This window comes from Vibrio hannami (genome assembly GCF_029589055.1).
GTDB classification, from domain to species: Bacteria; Pseudomonadota; Gammaproteobacteria; order Enterobacterales; family Vibrionaceae; genus Vibrio; species Vibrio hannami.
Genome location: NZ_JARQZP010000003.1, coordinates 843,443 through 868,643 on the forward strand (window position 1 = coordinate 843,443; position 25,201 = coordinate 868,643).

Sequence of the window (25,201 nt, forward strand, 5' to 3'; positions counted from 1 at the left end):
AATTACCAGTTTAAATTGAAGGCGCGGATTCTATCAAAGTTCGCGGAGATTAATAAGGGAGATGTTAGTTCTGAGGTAAAGATTCGACGTAACCTTTGGAAGCAACCAGTACATCGCCATACAGTGTAGGAAAAAGTGATGACAGCTCCTGATAATTCTTGTCGATGGATTCAAAACAGTACGCCAACGCCGCCATTCTAGAACTGCGTGTAGACATTCTATAAAGCGCATGCTCAAGATTATCAAAATCAACGTAAGACTGAAGCCACCTACCTTCCCATACTCTCTTGTTCACCACACTAAACCTTTCGGGAACGTGATAATCAATAAGCCCGATTTTTCGCGCGGCGTAATCACAGAAGTGATCCAGGTTATTAGGGTGATATTGTGCCCAACGGCTCGCCAGACAGTGATCCCAAAAAAGATCTAAAGCAATCGGTGCAAATCGCCTGAGCTCTTCAGGAAAGTAAGATTTTCCTTGTTTCATCACTTCGTGCTTGTCGGTAAAACTATCAACGAATCGGTGCAGCTTTATTCCGTTTGCAACCTTAGTTGTATAAGAAGCGTAGGGATCGCCTTTAACAAAATCACCAAGTAGGTTTCCGGCCAGGTCACTGTTGCAACGATAAGCGATGTGTAGATGCGCCAAAAAATTCATATAAAAAAACCAGCGTTATGCTGGTTTCTCCTAAGCATTCTCATTTAGAGTTGTCATTTTATCAGTTTTCTTCTGGTAACTCTGTATCAATATCGAACTCAGAAAGATCGAAACCAATTTCAAGAGCGTCCAGCCACTCTAGGCTTTCATGTTCGTTGTTGTATTCACTCATAAACCGCACTCCTTTCATTCTTACGAGTATTGATAGCACTTTTATATGACACTTTTCTTATCAATAACAGAGAAATTTCTTATCGTAGAACAAAAACCATGCATCACTTCATAGGAAAACGTTTGCTAAGATTATATTTCAGATATGTAAATATTTTGTATTCACAGTTTGTTACAAGATCGATAGACTTATTATTAGTGATGCAGACAATGCTCTAATTTCAGCTTTAATTAGAATAACTAGAACTGACTTTAAGGCGATCACCGTCACAGTATTGAGCTGCATAGATAATAATTATTACATTATAAATGAGATGTCAGGCAAGATTAGTTTGCGTTATACGCATGAGAGACGGTATAGATCGGAGCCATCATGAAAGAAGTTCAATTTAGAATGATTGATAGACTGTTCATAAAAATGTCTATCAACGACAAAATTTGGGTTATTTTTGCCCTGTTTTTATTAACACTCACCACAACGGCCGTGGGTCGTTATAACGACTCTGTTAATGCAGTAGAACAACGTTCAGAAGCATTGCTACAAGCAGAACTTCAAGGGATGGTAACTCTCGCGGACAAGTCACAAAATTACGATTCATTAAAATCTGCTGGGGTAAAACTTTCTAACTCAGGAAAAGAACAAACCATGCGAAATGGTGACGTCGTCACATCCACTATCCGTACTCGCGATGGACAATACGCTTCTATCACAGAAAATGTTGCATCAACAGAATCCTCCGTTAAAGATAATGCTTTTACTACATTGTTACTCACGTACTTGTGGGTAATACCGTTTGGTATCTTTTGCTATTGGGTAACTACTTTTCTCGGCGGAGCGCTTTGGGTTCTCTGGCAAACCACCAAAAAGATTGCAGATGGTGATTTAACTTCACGTCTAGGGTTTCATCCCGGTCGTGATGAGTTTGGTACCATAGGCTGTGCGCTTGATGACGCGATGGACACACTGACAGACCTGGTTAAAGTAGTAAAATCCAGCTCTTCAACACTAGAGAATACCTCTAAGAGCTTCGAGATAGAAACCCGTGAAAGTGAAGCTCAAATAAACAATCAACACGCTTCTCTTGATTCTGTCGCTACCGCCATGGAAGAGATGACAGCTTCCGCGCAGGAAGTTTCTAACCTCGCTCAGTCTACCGCAGATCGCTCTGAGCAGGACTCTGCGTTTGTTATCGAAAGCCAGAATCTGGTGCAGAATGCCATTTCAGAAATTGAGCAGTTATCAAACTACATTTCTCAGACATCGGACTCAGTTTCAACACTAAGCGACAACACTACACAGATCAATGAAGTAATCACAACGATTAATGGAATATCCGAGCAAACAAATCTACTAGCACTGAACGCAGCGATCGAAGCCGCTCGTGCCGGAGAGCAAGGGCGTGGTTTTGCAGTTGTAGCAGATGAAGTTCGTACACTTGCAAGCAGAACTCAGGAAGCTACGGTTGAAATCCAAAGTATGATCGAGAAAGTGCAAAACGAAACTCGCAGCATTGCCAATAAAACGGATGAAACCGTTAACCAGGCTCAGGTGAGTAGCGAACTTATTACTCAACTGGGCAGCGATATTAACAATGTCGCTGAATCATCAAAAACGGTAATGGATATGAGTATCCAAATCTCCGCATCGGCAGAACAGCAAAGTGCGGTTGCAAACGATATTGCACGTGAATTAAGCGAAATACGTACTCAATCAAACACCATTCGCGGTGTTGCTCAGCAGCAAGCGACTGGAGTACGTGAATTAAGCGACGCGTCGGTTAACCTGAATAGTGTATTGTCTGGTTATCAGACCAATTAGTACAATTTCACCAGAACAAACCAAACACCCAAAGCCTGCTCAACGCGGGCTTTTCTTTTTTGCCATCGTTCGATATTCTGCTAAGCTTCTGTTTATTGTAACAAATCCATTAGGTTAGACATGATTAACCGAAAACTCTTCGCTCTCCTGAGTATTATTATCTTTACCGGTTGTGCTACTTACACCGGTATTAATTACAACGAACTTTTTGGCGAATCCTCAGTTAAAGAACGCACTTCACCTTATGACTCTCCCGAGGCTATACACTACCTGACTGAGGTGAAACCCGTTATCGACAATCGATGTGTGGTCTGTCACGCCTGCTACGACGCACCGTGCCAGTACAAAATGTCTTCAACACAAGGCATTGACCGTGGTGGAAGCAAAGACAAGGTGTATGAAGGAACTCGACTCAGAGCCGTTACGCCGACAAGATTGTTTGAAGACGCCGAAACAACCGAGCAGTGGCGTGATTTTCACTTTCACCCAGTATTAAACGAACGGGTTCAAAGTTCTCAGGCAAACCTCGAAGCGGGATTAATGGCGAAAATGCTAGTCCAGAAAGAAGCCCATCCATTACCGATGCAGGTTCAGTTGGAAGGGTTTGATTTCTCGACATCACGTGTTGAACAGTGCCCGACCCTTGAGGAGCATGCACAGTATGAACAGGATTACCCGACCTGGGGAATGCCTTATGGCATGCCAAATCTAGCAAACAAAGAATATACAACACTGATAAACTGGCTAGAAACAGGCGCCATTATGTCGGCAGACAAGCCGGTTTCGATAGCTGAACAAAAACAGATAGCGAAATGGGAAACAGCGCTGAATGGTAATAGCTTAAATGCACAGTTATCCGCTAGGTACCTATATGAGCACCTTTATCTGTTTCATCTTTACTTCTCTGAGATAGAAGGTGAGCCAAGGTTCTTTAATCTTGTTCGCTCTTCTACACCACCAGGACAGCCGGTTCATAGGATCAGCACTCGTCGTCCTTATGATGATCCTGGTGTAGAGCGAGTTTATTACCGATTGGTCCCCGAACTGGCAACCATCGTTGATAAAACTCATATGCCATACGCACTTAATGAAGCAAGATTTAACAACTGGGATCAGTGGTTCTTAGAAGCCGATTACGTCGTCGACCAACTACCTGGCTATGAACCATCGGTAGCCGCTAACCCGATGACAGCATTCACAGATCTTCCAGTTAAAAGCCGCTTCAAATTCCTGGTCGATAATGCACAAAATACCATTATGGCGTTTATAAAGGGACCAGTCTGTCGTGGCCAGCTTGCGCTCAATGTAATCAATGACCGGTTCTGGGTGTTTTTCTTAGACCCTGACAAAGCCGACATCCCTGAAGTAAATGAGTTCTACAAATCTCAAGCCGACAATCTCAAACTACCTGGCGAACAAGAGAGCAATACCGGACCGGTCCTCAACTGGATTTCATACTCAAAACAACAGGCTCGTTACCTCGAGGCGAAATCTAATTTCGTCAATCAGTGGTTCAAGGACGGTCAACATCTGACTACAGACATTATCTGGGACGGAAACGGCACTAATCCAAATGCAGCTCTGACAGTATTTAGGCACTTTGATAGTGCCTCTGTTGTCCAGGGTCTGATTGGCACCAAGCCAAAAACGGCCTGGGTATTAGATTATGCCTTACTAGAACGTATTCACTATCTGTTGGTCGCGGGATTCGATGTTTACGGTAATTTTGGTCATCAACTTATAACAAGAATGTACATGGATTTTTTACGTCTTGAAGGTGAGAGTAACTTTGTCGCACTTCTACCGGCAGAGATTCGTCATAAAGAGCTTGCATCCTGGTACATCGATCAAAGCTCTTATTTCACCGAGTTTTTGCAGCGTAACGTGGCACCTTTCAGTCAGCCAACAAATGTAGTATATGAAACCGACGACCCTAAGTCAGAACTTTACTCAAAGCTTAGAGATATTGTCTCCCCAGTATTGAATGATCGTTACGCTATCGTGAATACGGAACTCTCTAATAACAGCGAAAAACTTCTGACTAACATTGATAAACTCAAAGGGTTTGGTGAGGATACCTTACCGCAAATAAGCATGATTATGATTGAAGGCAAACAAGGTCATAGACAGCTATTTACTCTATTAAGGAATAACGCTCATAAAAATATCTCTAGTCTTTTTGATGAAGAAAGCAATCGACTCCCGGAAGACGATGATCTGACCCTGGTGAAAGGTGTTGTTGGCAGCTACCCTGCCGTATTTTTCTCACTTAACGAAGCAGAGATTCCAGAGTTTATAACGATGTTGAGAAACACCGTTAACGCACAAGACTACGAAAAATTATTGGATCGCTTTGCTATCCGACGTACGTCTCCTGATTTCTGGCAGTTCAGCGATAGTGTTTACGATTGGTATAAACAGGATCAACCAATAGAAGCTGGATTACTTGACTACAACCGATTCGAAAATAGATAAGGTAGCGGATTAAATAACTCTCTACTACGCTATAAGTGTCTACTTGATATCCTTAACAGGAGGCCAATATGGACATTAGAGAGAAAATTGAACAGCTTGAACATGAAATCTATGTAGCTTGCTCTGAAGGAAACGTAGAGCAGATGAACCTCTTGGAGAATCAGCTAGAGCAGCTTAGAGGCAGGATGCAACACGTGTTGGATGACGATCCTTACGCCTTAGATGATTATATGTACGATGACTGATTAAGTGTCCCCGGCAATTTGTCGGGGTTTCTTTTTGTGCCATATTATCAACACTAACACCCTCATTTTCTGATAATTTTTACGTTAAACGTTTGCGTAATCGCTAACCTTCTATTAATCCCATTTTGTGACTTTCATCATACTGTGTAGCTTGCTATATTGCGCTTCGTTCAAACAAAACAGACCGTTCGAGGCATGGAGCTTCCTCATTTATCTCACGAAGAGAAGGATTGGTACCGAAATTAATCGGCATTCAAAAGAGGGTCATCTAATGGATACTATCGAAATTATGGGTTACGCAGCATCAATCATGGTTGCGATTTCTCTTACAATGAAAGACATTGTGAAACTACGCGTACTAAACTTCGTAGGCTGCACATTTTTTGTTATATACGGCTTGATGATCAGCGCCCTTCCAGTTGTAGCAACTAACGCATTTATCGCGATCGTGAACGTGTACTTTCTTGCAAAAATGATGCAAGAGAAGAAAAAAGACAAATTATCCAGCACTAAGTTGAATGCTGCTTAAAAAATCCTTATATAAAAAGGCTCTGCAAATTTTGCAGAGCCTTTTTATTTACTCGATGATATCGGTATTACTTGGCTAATCCCATGTTACTGATGGTTTTGCCTAATAGCCATTCAAGTTCACGGCCACCTCGCTCACCATACTTGCCTTCAATTAGTGAATACAACCGTGTCACACCATTTTTTGCAAAGTCTACCGCGCTTTCAGAGTTGACGATATGGTGGAAAAGAATCCGCAAAATCGCGACAAACTCGCTCGTTTCCAATGCTTTTAACCAACTTTTCGAAAATGCATCCAGGTCGTTTTCTGTGTCTAGGTGCTCAACAAATTTGTCATAGATTCTGCCGTCTAATGCTACGATAAAATCCGTTTTTTTAGGAAAATGATGGCTAATTCCTGTTCTGGATATACCCGTTTGCTGACTTAGCGTCGTATAGGACATCTTATCGTAACCAAGAGTGATAAGTTATTCTGCGACGGCATCCATAATGGTTTGAATAGTAACTTCTGTCTCTTCTCTACTACGTTTTGGCATGATATAGGCTCTTGCTAATTTTAGTTTATTTCGATGCTATTAAAGACATAGACATGTCTTCTTATTAGCACTCTTTTATTATGTCCTTATAATTCATCGATAAAACTATATTAAATCAGTGATATACACGATAAATATCGCCTCTATACGTATTCATCACTTTTATTCTTACCGATGCAGATACATATTTTACACAAATAAATAAGTCCTAAAATCCCGCAGAAATTCCTTGTTACACTCTGATTATAAACTGTTACATCATGGTATCACGTAAAGCACTTTTCCTTCTTTTAATCATAGTGTTAACACTGAATTAGTGTTTTTTTCAAAAGTGAAGAGCAACAGCGTATTGATTGACCTGCAAAATAGCGCTATCGTGCAAGCATCCAGATACAATAAAAAGCTTTAAGAGGATGTTGTTATGTCAGAAGAAAATAAGTTATTTGAAGAACCAAAAACCGAGTTGTGCGAAGCTTGCGGTGTATCTGCTGAAATGGGCTTTATTATCAAAGAAGATGATGACGTGGCTGAAGTTTCTTTGTTCGGTGACTCTAAAGCTGCTCTAGAAGCAGAGTTTAAAAATTATGAAGCCCTAGCTAAACAGGTAAATGCAAACGCCGAGATTGAAGTAGCACCTTTATCTGAAGATGCAAAAGAACTCCATGCCCGAATCAAGTTTGAAGTAAGTGCAGAAAAACTGATTTTCGAACTAAAAACTCGCTCTCTAGCTCGTTAATATTGTGTTCTAGCATCATTTACTGAAAAGGCGTGCATTGAACGATGCGCGCTTTTTTTATAACGATACTCCAGCTATCCCACTATTTGCCGATAAATTAGCTAGATCAAAAACATAAAATTGGTAGTTGTAATGAAGAACAAACTGATACTCACCCTACTCTGCATCTTAAGCATTCCCGCAAACGGAGTACCGCTGGATCAGTATAAGATACTTAATCATATCGACAACTACGGCAACCTTTATCTCAGAAATAAACCCTATACATCCCTCCCTTCAGGTCTAACTGTCAAAGGTAATTTGAACATTGCGAAAACTCAGATTGAAAAACTACCGCAAGGTTTGGTCATTGAAGGAAGTTTAGAGGCTTCTAACAGCGCTCTAAAAACGGTAAGAAGAGGAACCAGGATAAAAGGCTTTGCCAACCTTCTTGGTACTCAGATAGAAACCTGGCCGACGGGCGTTAATGTTGGTGGCTATATTAATCTGACTGATACCCCACTTAAGTCACTCCCGCCAAGACTTCATGTTAAGGGCGATTTGAGCGTTATACGTACCCCGCTTGAAGAACTGCCAAACCAAATCACAATTGATGGGAATCTCTATATTGGTGGTTCAAATATCACTACTTTCCCGGAGACTATGACAGTAAAAGGTAATATTTACCTGGTGGAAATACTATTAGAAAATGGCCGGAAAACTTAACCCTAGGTGGCGCCGTAGCCAGATAGCGTATTGTTGATCACTGTCGATTCTTTATTAAACCACTTTGGACTGCCCAGACTTTTCCTGACAATATTCTGACCACAAATTGTAATCCGCATCACATATTGACAGGTTCAATATGTGACATTTATCTCATCTTTTTTACCATCACTAACTCGGGTCAATATGATGAGATTAAGTTCCCCACTATATCTAAATCGCAATAATGTTCCTGTATTGAACATGTCTCAAGCTTCTCAGTTAGTGAGCGAAGTTGCCGAAATGAGATCGTTTAACTCAAGTTATTCTCAGCCTTCATACATTAAAGACTATTATCGCCGATCAAAAGCAACCGTCGAAAAAACGCCAACATCATATACCGCTGAAGGGCGAACCACTGCTCAGCCTTATCAGAATAAAGGAGCGCTTATCTCCACCTACGCGTAGAGTTTACGTGCTTAGGAGACGCTGCATAGCGATAGCAATCCGTTATTTGGGTTAAAACCATTAAACACAGTTTAAAGTTTTAGTGCCACCTGCTGTTGAGCATTCACGCATAAAATACACTATCAGAAAACCATAAAATTAATCTCGTTCCACTGCATAGAGATTGATTAAGATGATTGTTACCAACATTTCAGACGACACCGTTACCGAAACCGCACGCCACAACTGGTTAAACTACTGGAAACATTTTGCAGAAAGGCAGTATTGCTATTGTTCAGAAGTCAACTGCACAGAAAAACACGACCATGGCGTTCTGGTAAAGCAACGTGATCACTCTAGCGAAAAGTTTTTTGTTGTTCCTTTATGTAAAGAGCATAGTTATGGGTTTCAGCATCAACTCGAAATTGATGAAAATGTTGATGTGATACCTGCAGAATTGTGTTTGTAGGGATTTTGGGAACAGAGCAATGATCTGTGTAGTCATTGCTCTTTTTTATTGCGAGCGTGATTAACTTAAAACACTTCCTGGGTAAAAGTTAAGATACTTTCGTCGTTTACCAACTCATTTTTTAAGAACAAATCTTTTATATCGTTTACTTTCCACGATCCTGATTCAAACGCGGCGATATGTACCCTATCTCCCTTCTCAACAAAATTAGCTTCACCCCAATCTGAATAGTTAGGTGCTCCCGTGTATAACACGATTTCCTCTGGATAATTTAGATCAACCAACGAGGGCAAGATTTCTTCATACATGCCATTACGTTCCTGATTGTTTACCCTATCGATAATCCAGCTAATCAAATCACCACAAAACACCTTAGTATCAGAACAATCAACAAGTGGTGTTGCGCAATAGAGTTGTCCATCGCGCTCTATGTACGAGATCAGATTTAGATTTTTCCCATAGTTGTCCGGGATAAACTCATGCATATCCCACCAGGTTTGATTAATTCCTTTGGATTTTTCACCCCATGCTTTACGTTCTGAAATCTTCAAAGAACCATCGAGTTTACGGATGGTAAAATCGTTTCCTATAGTCATTTGTTTTGGAGTAAGCGATTCTAACTTGGCGTTTTTATAGTTCGCTTCAAACCGTATGACAAATTCTGGCTCAATATCTACATTGGTTCCCTCTAATGGATACAAGGCGACATTCCCCGAAGAGACGGTATCAGCATGAGACTGGTGGATGACAAAAATGCCATTAGGTAATGGGTGTTCTTCTACGTTTTCAGCACCACTCAAATGACCAAAGTAGTTGCCTATAATTCCAATATATGCGTTGTTTGACATTACTATCCTTGCTTAAAAATAATTTACTCGTTTGCATAAAAAAGTCCCCGAATACACAGGGAAACAACGAGAGTTGAAATGGAGATTTACTTTTTCACCTATTTAGAACAGATATTCAGTTGCGCCAACAGCCATGTTGCAGCCAATAGATCGGCGCTACCTCCTGGGCTTAGATTCTTTTGAATTAACTCAATATCGAGTTGACCTAATTGAGTACCGTAATCAGACATGTTGGATTCAAAACCGAGATACAACAGAGAAGCTGAATCCTGTACGTATTTCAGGCCTTCAATTCCACCACGATTGATTAGATTGGTATCGCAGTTATATGCCATCAATGAAAGCAAAGTTTTAGACATCGCTTGCTCTTCCGAATAGCCTTTGCTCATGCACTCTTCATATACGTGCAGTCCATGATTAAAAATCGTTGGATACCCGTCAGCCGCTTCTCCACGGATGCCGGTAAGACCATACTTCTGGTAGATTTTTTCTCCTGCTGTAATAGCCGTACTGCCAGCTTTGTCGAGGTCTGCGGATACCAGATTCGAACAACACGCCTTAATAACTCTTTGTACCTGCTGCGCGTCAAACGATTCATTTCGCGCATAAAGCCAGCCAACTGCACCACAAATTAAGCCGAGTGTAAAAATCATCCCCTTATGGGTATTTACATCCTGAGTAGCTGAAAACATAGCGCACTCTGCCTCGATACCAACTTTTCGAAGTGGTAAAAGAAGGTCATGAGCTTCAAGATCCTGCGCTTCGATACCTGCACGAACAAACCTTTTCATGTACGGACGCAACGCATCCGAACTAGCGATAAACGTGTTGATGTCCATATCGCGATGAGCGCCTGTTGATACACAATCTACGAGCCCCGGCTTAGGCGTTAGATGCGCTTCCAGCATCATTGCGTGATACGCCAGGTTACCAGCCAGCTCCGTAATGTTTAGCCTTAAGGATCCAGTTGCGGACGGCTCGTATATACAGCAATCGTCTAATAACCAACGAATCGAGTTACTTGCAATCATGTATCATCTCACTCATTTTGTTCATTAATTCCGGTAGCTGATGCGCTCGGCTACGTGCGCATATCTTAGCCTCGTTGTCACAGATCAAACACTTACGTCTAGGGAGGTTAAAGTTGTCTCTTGAGACAGCGATTCCTTTTTCATCTAACACATCGATATCAAACAAGCGGCCTAAAGGGTGTTCATCTTCGATGCTCACCATGGCATGCTTTACTTCTTCAGCACTACTTAAACCGGCTGAGATAAGTAACTCAGATCCGGTATCCGAACAGTATTTTTCGATACTAACTACCGGTATATCCTGAATTCTGCAAACATCCAGTATCGCCTGATAGCCCTGGTCAAACGCAACATTAGAAATCTTGTTTCGTTTAACCTCCCCCATCATATTGATGGTGAAGCTGATTAACGGCAGCGAATAGGAATTAATCCATTCACGTTGGCGATTGGCTCGACGCTCTCTGTTCGCCAATACCTGTTCAAGCGTTACTTTAGGCCCTGAATACAATGTTTATTCCTTAACTTGTCTAATTACGTCGATAACTGACCCATCGCGGTAACGAACGTATCCAACAACGTTATCCAGATACTCAATTGGCTTCGGTTTACCTGTAAGCAGTTCTGCACGTTGTTGAAGCTCTTCTATAGAGAAGGTCTGGATACCAGAAGCTTCTAGTCGTTGCTTAACATCTTCTCTTGCGGGGTTCACCGCTACACCATGATCCGTTACCAGTACATCGATTTCTGTACCTGGTGTTACCACGTTCAGTACTGAGTTCACGACAGTTGGAATACGGCCACGTACCAGTGGAGCGACGACAATCGTGAGGTTAGCAGAAGCAGCAGTATCACTGTGACCACCCGAGGCGCCACGAATAACGCCATCTGACCCCGTAATCACATTGACGTTAAAATCAGTATCTATTTCCAAAGCACTCAGAACCACTACGTCCAGACGCTCTACCGAAGCCCCCTGAGACGAAGGGTTCGCATACTGGTTAGCCGAAATCTCAATATGGCCAGGGTTACGAGCTAAAGAGTCTGCAGCATCAGAATCGAACGACTGGACGTCCAATAGCTTTTTGATTAAGCCTTTCTCATGCATTGCGACCATAGTGGATGTAATACCACCAAGGCCAAAGCTTGCAGTTATGTTTTTCTTTACCATCTTGTCTTCAAGAAAGCGGGTTACCGCCAGAGAAGCGCCACCAGAGCCGGTTTGCATGGTAAAGCCATCAAAGAAGTGACCAGATTGCTCGATAACATCCGCCGCTTTACGAGCAATAAGCAGCTCTCTTGGGTTGGTGGTCATTCGCGTTGCATCACCACCTATCTTCGAAGGGTCACCTACTTCATCTACTTTCACAATCGCGTCTACATGATCCTGAGGAATCGATGCAGGGTTATTCGGATATGCCACCAGTTCTTCGGTAAGAACAATAACCTTTTCGGCGTACTGTGCGTCTACTTTTGCGTAACCAAGAGAACCACAACGTGAGCGCCCTGTTGTCGCATTCGCATTACCAAACTCATCACATGTCGGAACACCAACAAAGGTAACGTCGATCTTAAGTTCACCTGTTTGCACGAGGTGAACACGTCCACCATGTGAGTGAATCTGTACAGGTTCTTCCATCAAACCACGCGAAATTTCTTCAGCCAGTTCACCACGGATACCTGATGTATAAATCTTATTTACAACACCATTTTTGATATGGCCGACAACCGGGGCATGAACAGCGGATAGGGAACTTGAAGCCAAAGTCAGGTTTTTAAAACCCATCTCGGCAATAACATCCATCACCATATTTATTGTCTTATCGCCGCCTCGGAAAGAGTGGTGGAAAGAGATAGTCATACCATCCCTCAAGCCAACCGATTTAATCGCCTCTTCGAGAGTTTCATGCAGCTTGCGATTCAGACGACTTTCCTTTTCCAACATATGGCCCGTAACTTCATGAGCATGGCTAAACGGACGCATGTTCGCGTGCCCGTCAGCCGGTATCTGTATTTCTCGGTTTAGTGCGTTTTTAATGCTTGTCATGGTGATGCCCTACTCTTTAATTCCTGATTCTGCGCGTTGTAATGTCCAGCGAGCCCTTTCGATAATAGGACCATCGACCATTTTTCCGTTGAGAGAAGCGACACCCGAACCCTGAGCCTCCGCTTCTTCTGCTGCTTCGATAACCGCTATGGCATGGTCAACTTCGGCTTGAGAAGGCGCAAATACGTTGTGAAGCATTTCGATCTGACGTGGGTTAATCAGTGACTTGCCATCAAAACCAAGAGACTTAATGTGCTCCGCCTCTTTTAGGAAACCTTGTTCGTTATTGGCATCAGAGTAAACTGTATCAAACGCCATAATCCCGGCCGCACGTGCCGCCTGAAGAATAGAACAGCGAGCAAACAGCAATTCCGTCCCTTCTGGTGTTCTTTGTGTACGCAGATCGCGCACGTAATCTTCAGCACCCAGAGCGATACCAATTAAGCGATCAGATGCTTTAGCTATCTCTACCGCGTTGTTAATACCCATTGCCGATTCGATCGCGGCTAACATACGAGTACTACCAGGCGTACGACCAAACTGCTCTTCTGCTTCAGAGATCAGGTTGTCCATATCGATTACGTCCTGAGCACTGTCGGTTTTTGCAAGTCGAACCGCTGTCACACCAGCCTTTACAACCGCACGAACATCTTCACGGCCAAAAGGTGTATCTAGTCCGTTAACACGCACTATGGTTTCGATGTCCTGATACAAGGGATGCTGCAGCGTGTTATAGACCAGCATACGAGCGGTATCTTTTTCACGAAGGGATACTGAGTCTTCAAGGTCGAACATGATGGCATCAGGCGTATATATGAAGGAGTTGCTTAACATTGCTGCATTTGAGCCCGGCACAAACAGCATACTTCTGCGTAATTTGCTCATTATAGATTTCCCCAAACCATCTCTTCAGTCTTCGCTGCGCGCATAACAGCAGCCTGAACTCGTGCTCTGATAACACAATCGAGTGCGCCCTTGTCGTTTATGTTTACAGTAGCGGTCTGAACGCCCATCTCAGATAATGTTTCTGTTACTACCTTCTTGATTAAGTCATCAAACTGCTTTTCAACTGAACTTGTTATCTCAATGTCCAGGGAGTCATCCTCTGAAGGCCAGACTTCAACCAACAGGTCGCTAGACTCCAGTGTTCCAGCGTATGATCGCTGCTTTATTATCATGTTCTTTCCTCGTGAATCTCAGTGGTATGTACATCAATAAATTGATTCGCGGCGGATGGGCAAGAAAATTACCAATTCGTCTAGAGGCTATTTTCCGTATTGGCGGGTTGGAATTAGAGATTGCTATCAAGTTTCAACACAGGTTAAAAACCATTAATGAATTTAATGAACTTAAATAATTCAGCAAAGAAATTCGAAGAGAAAAAAGTGCCTAGGAAAAGGCACTTGAAAAGTATGTAAGCTTAATAAGGGAGAGTAAAAGTGACTAGCTCGATTTCAGGTAAACACGCTCAGGGCGGCCGACTCGGCCATGTTCATTTTCGGCTTCTAAAAAACCGCTAGCCGCACAGTATTCCAGGTATCTACGTGCGGTTGTTTTGCTGATCCCGACCCTGTCACCAAGGCTTTCGGCGGTAAACTTAATGCCGACATTTTCAATAAAGACCATTTTAATTTTATCCAGAGTCAGCTCGCCTATACCTTTAGGAAGTGTATTGGATGTTTTTTCTCTAGCCTGAATGTTGAATAGATCATCAACGTGACGCTGACTGATATTATCGTAGGCATTTAAGGCACTATGATATTTGAGGTAACGATTAAGCGTGTCTTTTAATCTGTCATAAGCAATGGGTTTTAAAATATAATCAAAACAACCACAATGCATCGCCTCTTTTACCGTATCCATTTCACTAGCGGCAGTCACAAGGATAACGTCTGGTTTTTTGTCGTTTTTTTCAGAAACGATTTCACGAAGTAAATCAATCCCCTGCCCATCTGGTAGGTAGTTATCCAAAATGACTAGCTGTGGCTTGTGAACTTTAATCATCGTTCTAGCCATATTCAAATCAGATGCTATACCTACAGGTTTAAAGCGGATCATCTGTCTTAAAAACTGAGCATGAAGTTCTGCAATCCCTACTTCATCCTCTACTATTACTACGTCTATCGATTCCATCATTTGATACCGTTATTTGGAATAAAAATTGAAAAAATGGTTCCCTTTGGCTCTGCATCATCGACCATGATTACCCCATTTGCATTGTTAACATAGTGGTTAATCAAGTAGAGCCCTATCCCATGACCTTCACTCTCACTTTTACTTGTTACACCCCGGGTAAAGATTGAATCTGCTAACTCAGGATCTATACCGCATCCATTGTCTGCAACCTCAATGACGAGCTCTTTACCTGCGTCTGTGATTAAGAAGGATACAACCTTATTGCTGTCAGGATTTTTTAATGTGGCTTCAAAGGCATTGTCTAATAAATTGCCAATGACCGCAGATAATTCGTTAATATCTATATTGCTTGCTATATTTGTGATTCGACAAGTCGGATCAAACTCTAATTCAAGTCCTAATTCTCTTGAACGAGTGGACTTACCAATTAACAATCCTGCGATTTGTTTATCATTAATTCTAGAGCTAACAAAATCTATTAACTGTTGTTTTCTATTATTTTCACGATTAATCAAAGAAAGTGCAGCATCATATTCACCAATTTCAATCATACCTGAGATCATGGATAATTTATTTGCGTGCTCGTGCCTCAATACTCTCAAATTATCTGTGTACTGCCTAATTTGGGTTAGCTCAGCGGTAAGTGAGTTAATATCGTCTTTGCGCCTAAAGCTTACAACCCAACCAATGAGTTGATTGTTATCTATCATCGCTACTCTATTAGCAATATATGTATTGCCATTAAACGATACAATTTCATCTTTGAGGTTCTGTTCAAAGGGGGCCTGGAATAAAAATCTAGTCGGACTGATATATTCCACAATGCTACGATTCTTTAATTCTACTGCACTTTTATCTGTACCTATCATTGCCAGGGCTGTCTTGTTAACCGTGAGGATCTTTCCCTGTTTGTCGATGGCAATGACCCCCTCATATACAGACTTAAGTATCGATTTTTGCAAATAAAGAGCCAATGCTATTTCTGAAGGCTCCATGCCATTCATTCGGCTTTTGATGTGGCTGGAAAAGAACCAGGCTCCTACAAGTGTCAAAAGCAAAACAATGATAACGTCATAAGCAAAAGGCTTCGCATAAAACAGTAGCCATTGATCAAAACGATTAAGTAAATACCCGACTGATACCACGCCTATTATAGAACCATCAACGTCGACGATCGGTGTCTTCCCCCGCACACCATAACCAAGGCTTCCTTCACGGATTGAAATATAGGATTCACCACGCTCAAGAGCACCCGCATTGTCGCCACCCTGCATTGGAAATCCAACTTTTTCCTTATCAGGATGCGCAAGGCGTATACCTTCAGTATCACCAACAACGATAAAACTAGCGTCAGATATTTTAAGCAAACGACCGATTAGTTTTTCTACTTCAGGTACGTTTCTTATCCTTACCTCAGCTATAAGTTCCGGATCACTCGCTATTTCCTGAGCCTGTATCAATGCTCTGGTACCAACCTGGTCTTCCAGCGTATCAACTAGTGCAGAATGAAAGTTCGAGCCCATAAAACCAAGCTGCAACAACATTAGAGCAAAGATCAGCATAAAAACCTGTTTTCTAAATGAAAATCCGGTTTTAACTTTATCCATCAGCTGATTTGAAATGTCGCTCATATCCTGGTTACCATCAACACTTATATTGTCCGTGCTATCCTTATATACCGACGTAATTATATTTTTATTTATATTTCTATTCATAAATATTTTTAAAAGGTGTGACACTGAAGATGATTTATTAAATTTTATTTTTTAGCAAATAACGAAATATATATTTTAAAAATATATCTAGAAGAATTAATCATGTTTTCAATTGCCTCAAATGCGTTAAATGGTTTTTATGATTTTAATTATTCTCAGAAAAAATTTTTTTCTAAAAACCGCACGAATGGAGTATGGGGTGATTTGTTCACTCACCCCTATGGAGCGCTACTGTTGTTTCTTAGGAATAAAGATTGAGAATACTGTACCTTTTGGTCGAACTTCATCAACCATGATAACGCCCCCCACATTGTTCACATACTTGTTGATCAGATATAAGCCAACACCGCTACCTTTTGCTTCGTCTTTGCTACTGACTCCTCGGGAAAACATGGTAGTAGCGATTTCAGGCTCGATACCACACCCATTGTCTTTAACTTCTATCACTAGTTCCTGAGTCACGTCTGATATCAAGAACGACACGACCTTGCTGCTTTCAGGGTTTTTCAGTGTCGCTTCAAACGCATTATCAAGTAGATTCCCTATTACCGCCGACAACTCATTAGTATCTATCGATTCATGAAGAGCATCTAGCTGACAATTATCATCAAACTTTAAATCAAGCCCCATAACACGTGCACGAGCCGCTTTACCAATAAGTATTCCGGCTACCTGCTTACATTGGATTCGGGAGGTAATAAAATCAATGGTCTCTTGCTTACGGTATTTTTCATTGTAGATGAGTCCTAGGGCTGATGTGCTTTCTCCCATCTGGATAAGGCCTGCAATAGTAGAAATTTTGTTCTCGTACTCATCACGCATGGCTCTTAAGTTGTCGGTGTATTGTCTTACCTGAGACAACTCTTCCGTCAGTGAACTTAATTCTTCTTTTTTACGGAAACTGATCACCCAGCCTGTTAGCCGCTCCTTGTCATAGATAGCGACCCTGTTGGCTACCATCATTTCACCATTTACTTTAATCAATTCATCTTTCAAATTTTCATCGTAAGGCGTATGGAAAAAGAACTGGCCTTGATTGATATAATCAAGAATACCGTGATCTTTAAGTTGGCTCGGCTTTTTGTCTGTTCCCATTAGCTCAAGCGCCGTGAAATTTACCGTCAGGATCTTCCCTTGTTTATCAATAGCGACGATTCCCTCATACACAGAACGCAATATGGATTTTCGCATATTGTAGGCAAAGGCAATCTCTTCTGGCTCTTTCCCATTCATGTTTTTCTTTATGTGACTAGCGAACAGCCAGCCAACAACCAAAGTGATCAGCAATATGATGAAAAAATGAAGTACCAGTGGCTGAGCATATTCGATTATCCAGCCGTCAAATCGTTCTATCAGATAGCCAACTGAAACAACACCAATGATATTGCCGCTTGCATCCTTTACAGCTGTTTTACCCCGAATAGATACTCCCAGACTACCTTCATTTACTGAGATGTAAGATTCTCCGCGAACCAGAGCATCTTCATTATCTGACCCTTGCATAGGCAAACCTATTCGTTCTTTTACTGGGTGGGAAAGGCGTATACCCCGATCATCACCTACAACGATAAAACTTGAGTCGGAAACGCGACGACGACGCTCTATTAACTGCTCAATCAGGCTAGAGTCTTTTTCGGCTACATACTTTATCAACTCTAGGTCACTGGCGATTTCTTTTGCCTGGACCAATGCTCGTAGCCCTACTTGATCTTCTAATGTATGCATGGCAGCACTTCTCAGATTTACTGCGATAAATGCCAGTTGCAACCCCATCGAAACCAGAACAAAAATAAAAATTTTGTTTCTGAAGGAAACGCTACTCTGTATTTTTTCCAGTAACCGAAGTGAATTCTCTTTCATACTACTCCCGCCTATCTAATCGTTTTCATGTCCCTATGAATTTCAAGAACATAATCTTTTGTTTTTCTTAATTATTCAACTCTGTCTTTGCTAATATTCAGATACGACAAAAGGGAGAACACGTTCTCCCTTGTTAACTACTTAATGGTTATGTTTAGCCGCCAAGCACATATTTTATCATTACACCTGCTGCAACTGCGGAACCTATAACCCCTGCCACATTTGGCCCCATCGCATGCATCAGCAAAAAGTTCTGAGGGTTAGCCTCAAGACCAATTTTGTTTGATACCCGCGCAGCCATTGGTACTGCTGACACACCTGCTGAACCAAGTAATGGATTTACTTTCTCTTCAAAAACCTTATTCATCAGCTTAGCCATGAGAAGACCCGCCGCTGTACCAACACAGAAAGCAGCAATACCCAGCGCTAAAATACCCAATGTCTGAGGTTGAAGAAATTTATCCGCCATCAGCTTCGAACCAACAGAAAGTCCAAGGAAAATAGTCACGATGTTAATCAGCCCATTCTGAGCTGTGTCAGATAAGCGCTCAACCACACCACATTCACGCATCAAATTACCGAAGCAGAACATTCCCAATAAGGGTGTAGCCGAAGGCAACAACATTGCGATTAACACAAGCAACATCAGAGGAAAACAAACCTTTTCTATTTTTCCTACCTGGCGAAGCTGCTTCATTTCAATTTTGCGCTCAGCCTCTGTTGTCAATGCTTTCATTATCGGTGGTTGGATCATTGGAACCAGAGCCATGTATGAGTATGCTGCAACTGCTATCGCACCTAGTAACTCAGGTGCTAACATGCTGGAAACATAAATCGCTGTCGGGCCATCTGCGCCACCAATGATGCCTATCGCTGCCGCCTGAGCAACACTGAAATCCATGATACCGAACTGACTTAGAGCCAGGGCACCCAGTACAGTCGCGAAAATGCCAAACTGAGCCGCCGCACCTAATAACAGAGTCTTGGGGTTCGCAAGCAGAGGACCAAAGTCCGTCATCGCACCGACCCCCATAAAGATCACCAGTGGACCAACACCAGATGCAATTGCAACACTGTAGAAGGTATAGAGCATACCATCCGTGTAATTATGCTGTTCGGCAAGCAGGTGAAGATGCATTTTATGCTCCGGCGTTGCCAGGGCGTACGCTTCTTTGATCGCTTTAGGCGCCGTGTCAGCAATTTCCAGCAGAGATGCAAATGACTGCATCACATCAGCTTTCCCTGCGTGAATCGCCGCTTCAACCGCACTGACTGCCAGGTTAGCATCAGGAAGGTTTGAGAGAATCCCTCCTAATCCAATAGGAACAAGCAATAGAGGCTCAAACTGCTTTACTATCGCAAGATAGAGCAACACCATACCTACCAGAATCATGATGGCCTGGCCCCACTGCAAATGCAGGAAGCCAAAATCGTTAATAAGAGCTAAAACACTATCCATGTCTTACCCTTACGCCAGTGCAAGCAGAGTATCACCAACCTGAACAGCATCACCTTCAGATACTGCAACATGGTCGACTTTACCGTCGCGGGCGGCTTTGATTTCTGTTTCCATCTTCATCGCTTCAAGGATCAGAAGGGTGTCACCTTCTTTCACATCCTGACCTGCTTTTGCATGGATCTTCCAGATGTTACCCGCAAGAGGCGCTGATACAGGCTCAGCATCGCCGGAAGACGCGGTCACCGGAGCTGATACTGGCGCGACTGAAGGCGCTTTATCTGCTACAGCCAACACTTCGGGATCGGCTCCCTCATTAATCTGTACAACGTACGCTTTGTTGTTCACATTTACGGTATAAACAGCATTGTCCGCCGCAGTCTGCGGTTTAGCATCCGTTTTAGAAGCAGCAACTTCTACAGCTGGAACTGGCTCAAATGCATCAGGATTTCCACGATTTTCAAGGAACTTCCAGGCAACCTGATCAAACAGTGCAACCGTCAGTACGTCATCAATTGCATTTTCCGCTAATGTGATGCCTTTTTCTTTTGCTTGCGCTTTTACAGATTCAGTCAGGCTATTAACTTCTGGCTCAATCAAATCCGCCGGGCGACAGGTGATCGGCTGATTACCTTCCAGTACACGCTCCTGAAGCTCGCTGTTTACTGGTGCTGGCGTCTGACCATATTCGCCGCGCAGAACACCTGCAGTCTCTTTGGTAATGGTCTTGTAGCGTTCACCCATCATCACGTTAATCACAGCCTGAGTACCGACGATTTGAGAAGTTGGTGTTACCAGAGGTATATGACCAAGGTCTTTACGCACGCGAGGTATCTCTTCCAACACTTCGTCAATACGATCAATGGCGTTTTGTTGCTTTAATTGACCTTCCATATTGGTAAGCATGCCACCTGGAACCTGAGCAACAAGAATACGTGAATCAGAACCGCGCTGCTGGCCTTCAAATGCATGATACTTTTTACGAACTTCACGGAAGTACGCCGCAATGTTCTCAATCTTCTTGATATCTAAACCAGTATCTCGCTCTGTGCCTTGCAAGGCAGCAACGATGGACTCTGTTGCTGGGTGGCCATAGGTACCACTCATAGAAGAAATAGCGGTATCCACACGGTCCACACCCGCTTCTATAGCTTTAAGCAACGTCATATCTGCAATACCCGCTGTCGAGTGGCAGTGAAGGTGAAGTTCAACATCAAGTTGCTTCTTAAGAGTAGAAACCAGCTCATAGGCTTCATAGGGTGACATAACACCAGACATATCTTTTATCGCGATTGAGTTTACGCCGCACTCTACAAGTTGCTCTGCTACATCAACCCAAGATTGCATGGTATGTACGGGACTTGTTGTGTAACAGATAGTTCCCTGAGCATGAGCACCCTGACGATTTACTGCCTGAATTGCTTGTTGCATGTTGCGAACATCATTTAACGCATCAAACACGCGAAATACATCCATACCATTTACAACAGCACGCTCAACAAACTTGTCTACAACATCATCAGCATAGTGACGGTAACCCAGAATATTTTGTCCACGAAACAGCATCTGTTGTTTTGTTTTTGGCATGACTTTCTTAAGTTCACGTAAACGCTCCCATGGGTCTTCTCCTAAGAAGCGAATGCACGAATCAAAAGTCGCTCCTCCCCATGACTCAAGCGACCAGTAGCCGATATCATCAAGCTCAGAAGCGATTGGTAGCATATCGTCGATACGCATGCGTGTAGCAAAAAGTGACTGGTGAGCATCACGTAGTACCACATCTGTGATACCAAGTGGTTTAACTGTTTTGGACATTACAAATTCCCTATAATTCTATGCTTGTTGACTGAGTTTTTTCTTATGGTGATGAAGTGCCGCTGTTATAGCAGCAACGACCGTGTCATCTGAATCTTCTGTTACTGAACCCGCATTTGATGCAGCTTTGGGAACTGCAATTGGCTGAAGCTTCATAGAAACGGTTGAAAGTAAGCGTGTCGCGCCTACAAGCAAGACAAGAAAGAAGAAAACAAACCCCATACCAAGTAGCATTAGAGTTACGCCTTCAAGAATAATCGGACTTTCACCCATGTTAATAAACACCTTTAGTGATTAGTGTCCGAAAATTCTAACTGATGAAAATAGGTTTACTTCGTGAAGTCCATCATTCAAAAACACCCACGAAACAACTTATATGGCGTTTATGATTTTTAATCGTATAGGCTCATGAATTAAGGTCATAAACACCATTTAATACACTAGGGTCACAACAAAATGTTTCCACACACTCAATCTGGAATAACCTTGGAGGATAGACTTTCGTCACTATCGTTCTAAGGAGGCGAAAATGTCAGAACAAGTAACCGTGTACGACAGACATGAAGGTGCACAAGCCCGAGCACAAAGGCAGCAACGTTGGATAGCAAAACATCAGCTACCATTGATTACCTTAACAACCTATATGCCTAAGCATATGGTTCATTCGACAGGCGCAAAAAAGCTATTTCTGTCCGCTATGGAATCAACGTTGTCTGAGCTAAATAACCTTGGATGCCGAGTCGAGAAAAAGGAAGTTTTCAATCAGAAGAGTGGTAGCGAAGCCATGTTTGTCGTCGCTGGAGCATCCCCTACTCAGCTAAAAAAAGCGATGATTAAACTGGAACGGCGTCACTTTTTGGGTTCACTCATTAATCTGGATGTTATGAATAGTGAAGGAAAAACCATTTCCAGAAAAGCTTACGAGTTGGAGCCCAGGAAATGTATAGTTTGTAACAATGCGGCGTCTTATTGCTCTACCGCCAATAAACACTCAGCTTATGAAATTGAGTCTAAAGTCAGCGCGTTGCTGGAATCCTACTACTCTCAAGAAGAGGCCGTTGCCTAAACTGAAATGTGCCGGCGCATTGCCGGCTCACTCAAAAAATACAGAAAGTAGCCATCTTTGGTCTAGGCTTTATTTGATATTCACACTGGATTTCCATGCAGATAAAAAGTCAGTCTCATTGATTGGTTTAGACAGATAGAAACCCTGGACCTCTGGCCCACCTTTTGATTTTACATATTCAAGCTGGCTGCTGGTTTCGATACCCTCTGCGATAACTTTCAAATCATAAAGCCTTGCAATTTCAACAATAAGATCGAAAAGCTGGCTATCTCTAGAATCAGTATCAATAGCATTCACAAAAATACGGTCTATCTTAAGCGTATCAACCGGGTAGTTTATAAGTTGGCTGAAGGCAGTATAGCCAGTACCAAAATCATCCAGCGCAATCTTTACACCTAGCTCTTTTAAAGCACTTAACATCTGAATACTTCGGGTATCACCAGGAGCAAAACAGGTCTCGGTTATTTCCATTTCTACTCTTTCTGGTGCTATTCCATGCTTATCCAATAAGCTCGATAGATCATCCACAAAATCAACGTTGGAAAGTTGCCATGAAGAGAAGTTTATCGAAAGCGTGCCGCTATAACCGAACTGCTTTATCCAGGTAGACAGTTGCTTTAAAGCCTTATCAATGACCCAATAATCGATATCTTTAATAAGGCCTGATGATTCTGCGACAGGGATATAGTCAGCAGGACCATATGAGATAAGCTTTTCATGGTTTGTTCTTAATAAAACTTCGCCGCCTTTCATTACCCCTTTGATGGAACAGTAAATCGGCATATAGTTCAGATAAAAGCACCCCAGTTCTAACGACTCTTTCAAACACTCATTTATCTGCGTATGCCTTTTAATTTCGTCATCAAGTTCCTCTGAATATAATTGGTACCCGTTCCTTGCCGCCCCGTTTTTCGAAGCATACATCGCAGCGTCAGCATTGTTCACCATCTCAGTAACTGTAGATGCATCATCCGGATACACGGAAATACCTATACTCACACCTATATCATAAACTTTCCCTTGCATGATAAAGCCGTTATCAAATAGTGAAATAACTTTTTGAGTGAATAGAGAGAGAACATCCAAATCATCAATTCCACCGATAATAATAGCAAACTCATCTCCCGACATTCTCGCAAACTCAAATTCAGAGACGGATATATGTTCCCAGTCTAAATCAACAAAGCTCTCAACCAGTCGTTCAGAAAATACCGCTAATAATTTGTCACCTGTATGATGACCGTATTTGTCGTTGACCTGTTTGAAGTTATCTAAATCGAAGTAAATAACCGCACATTTATTCCCTAGTTTACTTGCCTGCTCTTTTATACGAGCTGAGATCGAGGTTAAATCTAGATCTGTTTGGCAACCCGGTTAAACTGTCTCTTTTTGCTAAGTCATCGAGCTCTGCGATTAAATTAATGTACTTGTTGGTTAATATTGAAACTTCATCGCTACCAGTAGAACGTTCAATATAGAGGGAACCTTCGTTTTCAGCCATTTCAACTTGCTGAGTCAACTTTTCAACAGGCTTGATAATCTGTCTTATAATTAGCCATCTAAGCAATAAAAACGTTAAGATTGTTACTGATAAGACGATGCCAACGAATAATAATTTAAAAGGCGTGTAAAGTTTTACTAAATCTTTTTCTGGTAAGCACAAAGTAATCTTCCACAACTCACCATTAAGTTGATATGCCAGGTCAGAGTTATCCGTGGACACTTTCTCAATTATTTGCTCATTAGATATTTTTTTTGATGCCTTAACCGATTCAATAGATAACTTTACATTACCACTAACCCTGGATTTCACATCCTGGTAAAAATCATCGTAATGCCCGACCCTGGCACGAATAGCAATAGTGTATAGAGATTGTCCTTTAGAAAACGTAGAAATGTTCGGGCTCTGCTCGGGAGTAAATGTTTTCACCAGAATAAATTCTGGCATATCTCCGCTCTTATCCAGCATATAGGTCGTATCTTTAACAGTAATAATATTTTGAGTGTCAAACTGACTAAAAATATTATTTATATGAGTCTGAACGACTTTCGTCGGTTGATACATAACAAAAGGATCATATGTATTGAAATAAACCAGCTCTGTTGCGTTACTATCCAGAAGAGTAAAACTAACGATATCTCCATGATTAACATCTAACTGGCTGATGTGTTCCACTATTTGCTTTTCAAGATAATAGAGATCTAAATCATCGTTACTATTACTTAATGCTTGCTGAACCCAGTGGTTTTCCACACTCATATATGCAACATGTTCTAACTCTCTGATCGCATCGGTTAAATCAGAAGATATATGTCGGATCTCATTTTGAAGCTTGTCGGATAGAGAAGAGTTAATTTGATATTTCTGGCTGTTGTAGGAAACCACCCCAGCGATGGAGAAAATAACCACCATCACCGGCAATAGAATATAGTTTATTTTTTGAGATAGTTTCATCTGAACA

At 42.0% G+C, this 25,201-nt stretch carries 23 protein-coding genes and 2 pseudogenes; 9 read left to right on the top strand and 16 right to left on the bottom strand.

Annotation, left to right across the window (positions count from 1 at the left end; genetic code table 11):
- Nucleotides 1-64 precede the first annotated feature (64 nt).
- Nucleotides 65-658, bottom strand: a complete 594-nt coding sequence (locus P7F88_RS05540) for an acyl carrier protein phosphodiesterase (RefSeq protein WP_277822646.1) — start codon at nucleotides 656-658, stop codon at nucleotides 65-67.
- 544 nt (nucleotides 659-1,202) lie between these two features.
- On the opposite strand from P7F88_RS05540, the gene P7F88_RS05545 reads away from it, so the two are divergent.
- The 4 genes from P7F88_RS05545 to P7F88_RS05560 all read left to right on the top strand — a co-directional run bounded on the left by P7F88_RS05545 (nucleotide 1,203) and on the right by P7F88_RS05560 (nucleotide 5,897).
- On the top strand, nucleotides 1,203-2,648 hold the full coding sequence (locus P7F88_RS05545) for a methyl-accepting chemotaxis protein (RefSeq protein WP_277822648.1): 1,446 nt from the start codon (nucleotides 1,203-1,205) through the stop codon (nucleotides 2,646-2,648).
- A gap of 120 nt (nucleotides 2,649-2,768) precedes the next feature.
- Entirely contained in the window at nucleotides 2,769-5,123 is a 2,355-nt protein-coding gene (locus tag P7F88_RS05550; protein ID WP_277822650.1) for a fatty acid cis/trans isomerase, read from the top strand.
- Nucleotides 5,124-5,191: 68 nt separating this feature from the next.
- Nucleotides 5,192-5,368: a hypothetical protein gene (locus P7F88_RS05555; protein WP_277822652.1), complete on the top strand. Its 177-nt coding sequence runs from the start codon at nucleotides 5,192-5,194 to the stop codon at nucleotides 5,366-5,368.
- Between the two features lie 271 nt (nucleotides 5,369-5,639).
- Nucleotides 5,640-5,897, top strand: a complete 258-nt coding sequence (locus P7F88_RS05560) for a YgjV family protein (RefSeq protein ID WP_277822654.1) — start codon at nucleotides 5,640-5,642, stop codon at nucleotides 5,895-5,897.
- A gap of 67 nt (nucleotides 5,898-5,964) precedes the next feature.
- Here P7F88_RS05560 and P7F88_RS05565 read toward each other — a convergent pair.
- Nucleotides 5,965-6,432, bottom strand: a pseudogene (locus P7F88_RS05565) (TetR/AcrR family transcriptional regulator).
- A gap of 421 nt (nucleotides 6,433-6,853) precedes the next feature.
- Here P7F88_RS05565 and P7F88_RS05570 point away from each other — a divergent pair.
- The 4 genes and pseudogenes from P7F88_RS05570 to P7F88_RS05585 all read left to right on the top strand — a co-directional run bounded on the left by P7F88_RS05570 (nucleotide 6,854) and on the right by P7F88_RS05585 (nucleotide 8,768).
- A complete protein-coding gene (locus P7F88_RS05570) occupies nucleotides 6,854-7,168 on the top strand; it encodes a YfcZ/YiiS family protein (RefSeq protein WP_277822656.1) in 315 nt (104 codons plus the stop codon).
- 132 nt (nucleotides 7,169-7,300) lie between these two features.
- Nucleotides 7,301-7,899: pseudogene (locus tag P7F88_RS05575) on the top strand (hypothetical protein).
- Between the two features lie 160 nt (nucleotides 7,900-8,059).
- Nucleotides 8,060-8,320, top strand: coding sequence for a hypothetical protein (locus tag P7F88_RS05580; protein ID WP_277822658.1), 261 nt, complete (start codon nucleotides 8,060-8,062; stop codon nucleotides 8,318-8,320).
- A 172-nt stretch (nucleotides 8,321-8,492) separates the two neighbouring features.
- On the top strand, nucleotides 8,493-8,768 hold the full coding sequence (locus P7F88_RS05585) for a hypothetical protein (RefSeq protein ID WP_277822660.1): 276 nt from the start codon (nucleotides 8,493-8,495) through the stop codon (nucleotides 8,766-8,768).
- A gap of 65 nt (nucleotides 8,769-8,833) precedes the next feature.
- Here the strand turns inward: P7F88_RS05585 and P7F88_RS05590 are convergent, their stop codons facing one another.
- The 12 genes from P7F88_RS05590 to P7F88_RS05645 all read right to left on the bottom strand — a co-directional run bounded on the left by P7F88_RS05590 (nucleotide 8,834) and on the right by P7F88_RS05645 (nucleotide 21,946).
- Nucleotides 8,834-9,616, bottom strand: a complete 783-nt coding sequence (locus tag P7F88_RS05590; protein ID WP_277822662.1) for a DUF5718 family protein — start codon at nucleotides 9,614-9,616, stop codon at nucleotides 8,834-8,836.
- Between the two features lie 98 nt (nucleotides 9,617-9,714).
- Nucleotides 9,715-10,647: a triphosphoribosyl-dephospho-CoA synthase CitG gene (gene citG, locus P7F88_RS05595; RefSeq protein WP_277822664.1), complete on the bottom strand. Its 933-nt coding sequence runs from the start codon at nucleotides 10,645-10,647 to the stop codon at nucleotides 9,715-9,717.
- Entirely contained in the window at nucleotides 10,634-11,155 is a 522-nt protein-coding gene (gene citX / locus P7F88_RS05600) for a citrate lyase holo-[acyl-carrier protein] synthase (protein ID WP_277822666.1), read from the bottom strand. The genes citG and citX (P7F88_RS05600) overlap by 14 nt, the downstream gene beginning before the upstream one ends.
- 3 nt (nucleotides 11,156-11,158) lie before the next feature.
- Nucleotides 11,159-12,628 carry a citrate lyase subunit alpha gene (citF, locus tag P7F88_RS05605; protein ID WP_277824558.1) on the bottom strand — a complete coding sequence of 490 codons (1,470 nt, stop codon included), beginning with the start codon at nucleotides 12,626-12,628 and terminating at the stop codon, nucleotides 11,159-11,161.
- 72 nt (nucleotides 12,629-12,700) lie between these two features.
- On the bottom strand, nucleotides 12,701-13,576 hold the full coding sequence (citE, locus tag P7F88_RS05610) for a citrate (pro-3S)-lyase subunit beta (RefSeq protein WP_277822668.1): 876 nt from the start codon (nucleotides 13,574-13,576) through the stop codon (nucleotides 12,701-12,703).
- Nucleotides 13,576-13,869 (bottom strand): citrate lyase acyl carrier protein, encoded by a 294-nt coding sequence (gene citD / locus P7F88_RS05615; protein WP_277822670.1) that lies wholly within the window; start codon nucleotides 13,867-13,869, stop codon nucleotides 13,576-13,578. Before citD ends, citE begins: the two co-directional genes overlap by 1 nt.
- A gap of 265 nt (nucleotides 13,870-14,134) precedes the next feature.
- Complete coding sequence (locus P7F88_RS05620; RefSeq protein WP_277822672.1) at nucleotides 14,135-14,827, bottom strand: response regulator; 693 nt, start codon at nucleotides 14,825-14,827, stop codon at nucleotides 14,135-14,137.
- On the bottom strand, nucleotides 14,824-16,458 hold the full coding sequence (locus P7F88_RS05625; protein ID WP_277822674.1) for an ATP-binding protein: 1,635 nt from the start codon (nucleotides 16,456-16,458) through the stop codon (nucleotides 14,824-14,826). Before P7F88_RS05625 ends, P7F88_RS05620 begins: the two co-directional genes overlap by 4 nt.
- A gap of 312 nt (nucleotides 16,459-16,770) precedes the next feature.
- Entirely contained in the window at nucleotides 16,771-18,402 is a 1,632-nt protein-coding gene (locus tag P7F88_RS05630) for an ATP-binding protein (RefSeq protein WP_277822676.1), read from the bottom strand.
- A 154-nt stretch (nucleotides 18,403-18,556) separates the two neighbouring features.
- Nucleotides 18,557-19,861, bottom strand: a complete 1,305-nt coding sequence (locus P7F88_RS05635) for a sodium ion-translocating decarboxylase subunit beta (protein WP_277822679.1) — start codon at nucleotides 19,859-19,861, stop codon at nucleotides 18,557-18,559.
- Between the two features lie 9 nt (nucleotides 19,862-19,870).
- Nucleotides 19,871-21,673 carry a sodium-extruding oxaloacetate decarboxylase subunit alpha gene (gene oadA / locus P7F88_RS05640; protein ID WP_277822681.1) on the bottom strand — a complete coding sequence of 601 codons (1,803 nt, stop codon included), beginning with the start codon at nucleotides 21,671-21,673 and terminating at the stop codon, nucleotides 19,871-19,873.
- An 18-nt stretch (nucleotides 21,674-21,691) separates the two neighbouring features.
- Nucleotides 21,692-21,946, bottom strand: a complete 255-nt coding sequence (locus P7F88_RS05645; RefSeq protein WP_277822683.1) for an OadG family protein — start codon at nucleotides 21,944-21,946, stop codon at nucleotides 21,692-21,694.
- 256 nt (nucleotides 21,947-22,202) lie between these two features.
- Between P7F88_RS05645 and citX (P7F88_RS05650) the strand changes: the two genes are divergently transcribed.
- Nucleotides 22,203-22,739 carry a citrate lyase holo-[acyl-carrier protein] synthase gene (citX, locus tag P7F88_RS05650; RefSeq protein ID WP_277822685.1) on the top strand — a complete coding sequence of 179 codons (537 nt, stop codon included), beginning with the start codon at nucleotides 22,203-22,205 and terminating at the stop codon, nucleotides 22,737-22,739.
- Between the two features lie 69 nt (nucleotides 22,740-22,808).
- Here the strand turns inward: citX (P7F88_RS05650) and P7F88_RS05655 are convergent, their stop codons facing one another.
- Nucleotides 22,809-24,080: a putative bifunctional diguanylate cyclase/phosphodiesterase gene (locus P7F88_RS05655; RefSeq protein WP_338405557.1), complete on the bottom strand. Its 1,272-nt coding sequence runs from the start codon at nucleotides 24,078-24,080 to the stop codon at nucleotides 22,809-22,811.
- Nucleotides 24,049-25,194: a hypothetical protein gene (locus tag P7F88_RS05660; protein WP_277822687.1), complete on the bottom strand. Its 1,146-nt coding sequence runs from the start codon at nucleotides 25,192-25,194 to the stop codon at nucleotides 24,049-24,051. Before P7F88_RS05660 ends, P7F88_RS05655 begins: the two co-directional genes overlap by 32 nt.
- Nucleotides 25,195-25,201: the final 7 nt, after the last annotated feature.

Bases quoted from the DNA above. Each gene is read 5' to 3' on its own strand.
- citF (WP_277824558.1), bottom strand. From the start codon at position 12,628: ATGCGTCCGTTTAGCCATGCTCATGAAGTTACGGGCCATATGTTGGAA.
- P7F88_RS05635 (WP_277822679.1), bottom strand. From the start codon at position 19,861: ATGGATAGTGTTTTAGCTCTTATTAACGATTTTGGCTTCCTGCATTTG.
- P7F88_RS05580 (WP_277822658.1), top strand. From the start codon at position 8,060: ATGATGAGATTAAGTTCCCCACTATATCTAAATCGCAATAATGTTCCT.
- P7F88_RS05660 (WP_277822687.1), bottom strand. From the start codon at position 25,194: ATGAAACTATCTCAAAAAATAAACTATATTCTATTGCCGGTGATGGTG.
- P7F88_RS05555 (WP_277822652.1), top strand. From the start codon at position 5,192: ATGGACATTAGAGAGAAAATTGAACAGCTTGAACATGAAATCTATGTA.
- P7F88_RS05560 (WP_277822654.1), top strand. From the start codon at position 5,640: ATGGATACTATCGAAATTATGGGTTACGCAGCATCAATCATGGTTGCG.
- P7F88_RS05570 (WP_277822656.1), top strand. From the start codon at position 6,854: ATGTCAGAAGAAAATAAGTTATTTGAAGAACCAAAAACCGAGTTGTGC.
- P7F88_RS05590 (WP_277822662.1), bottom strand. From the start codon at position 9,616: ATGTCAAACAACGCATATATTGGAATTATAGGCAACTACTTTGGTCAT.
- P7F88_RS05540 (WP_277822646.1), bottom strand. From the start codon at position 658: ATGAATTTTTTGGCGCATCTACACATCGCTTATCGTTGCAACAGTGAC.
- P7F88_RS05585 (WP_277822660.1), top strand. From the start codon at position 8,493: ATGATTGTTACCAACATTTCAGACGACACCGTTACCGAAACCGCACGC.
- P7F88_RS05550 (WP_277822650.1), top strand. From the start codon at position 2,769: ATGATTAACCGAAAACTCTTCGCTCTCCTGAGTATTATTATCTTTACC.
- P7F88_RS05545 (WP_277822648.1), top strand. From the start codon at position 1,203: ATGAAAGAAGTTCAATTTAGAATGATTGATAGACTGTTCATAAAAATG.
- oadA (WP_277822681.1), bottom strand. From the start codon at position 21,673: ATGTCCAAAACAGTTAAACCACTTGGTATCACAGATGTGGTACTACGT.
- P7F88_RS05620 (WP_277822672.1), bottom strand. From the start codon at position 14,827: ATGATGGAATCGATAGACGTAGTAATAGTAGAGGATGAAGTAGGGATT.
- citX (WP_277822685.1), top strand. From the start codon at position 22,203: ATGTCAGAACAAGTAACCGTGTACGACAGACATGAAGGTGCACAAGCC.
- P7F88_RS05645 (WP_277822683.1), bottom strand. From the start codon at position 21,946: ATGGGTGAAAGTCCGATTATTCTTGAAGGCGTAACTCTAATGCTACTT.
- P7F88_RS05630 (WP_277822676.1), bottom strand. From the start codon at position 18,402: ATGAAAGAGAATTCACTTCGGTTACTGGAAAAAATACAGAGTAGCGTT.
- P7F88_RS05625 (WP_277822674.1), bottom strand. From the start codon at position 16,458: ATGAGCGACATTTCAAATCAGCTGATGGATAAAGTTAAAACCGGATTT.
- citG (WP_277822664.1), bottom strand. From the start codon at position 10,647: ATGATTGCAAGTAACTCGATTCGTTGGTTATTAGACGATTGCTGTATA.
- citD (WP_277822670.1), bottom strand. From the start codon at position 13,869: ATGATAATAAAGCAGCGATCATACGCTGGAACACTGGAGTCTAGCGAC.
- citE (WP_277822668.1), bottom strand. From the start codon at position 13,576: ATGAGCAAATTACGCAGAAGTATGCTGTTTGTGCCGGGCTCAAATGCA.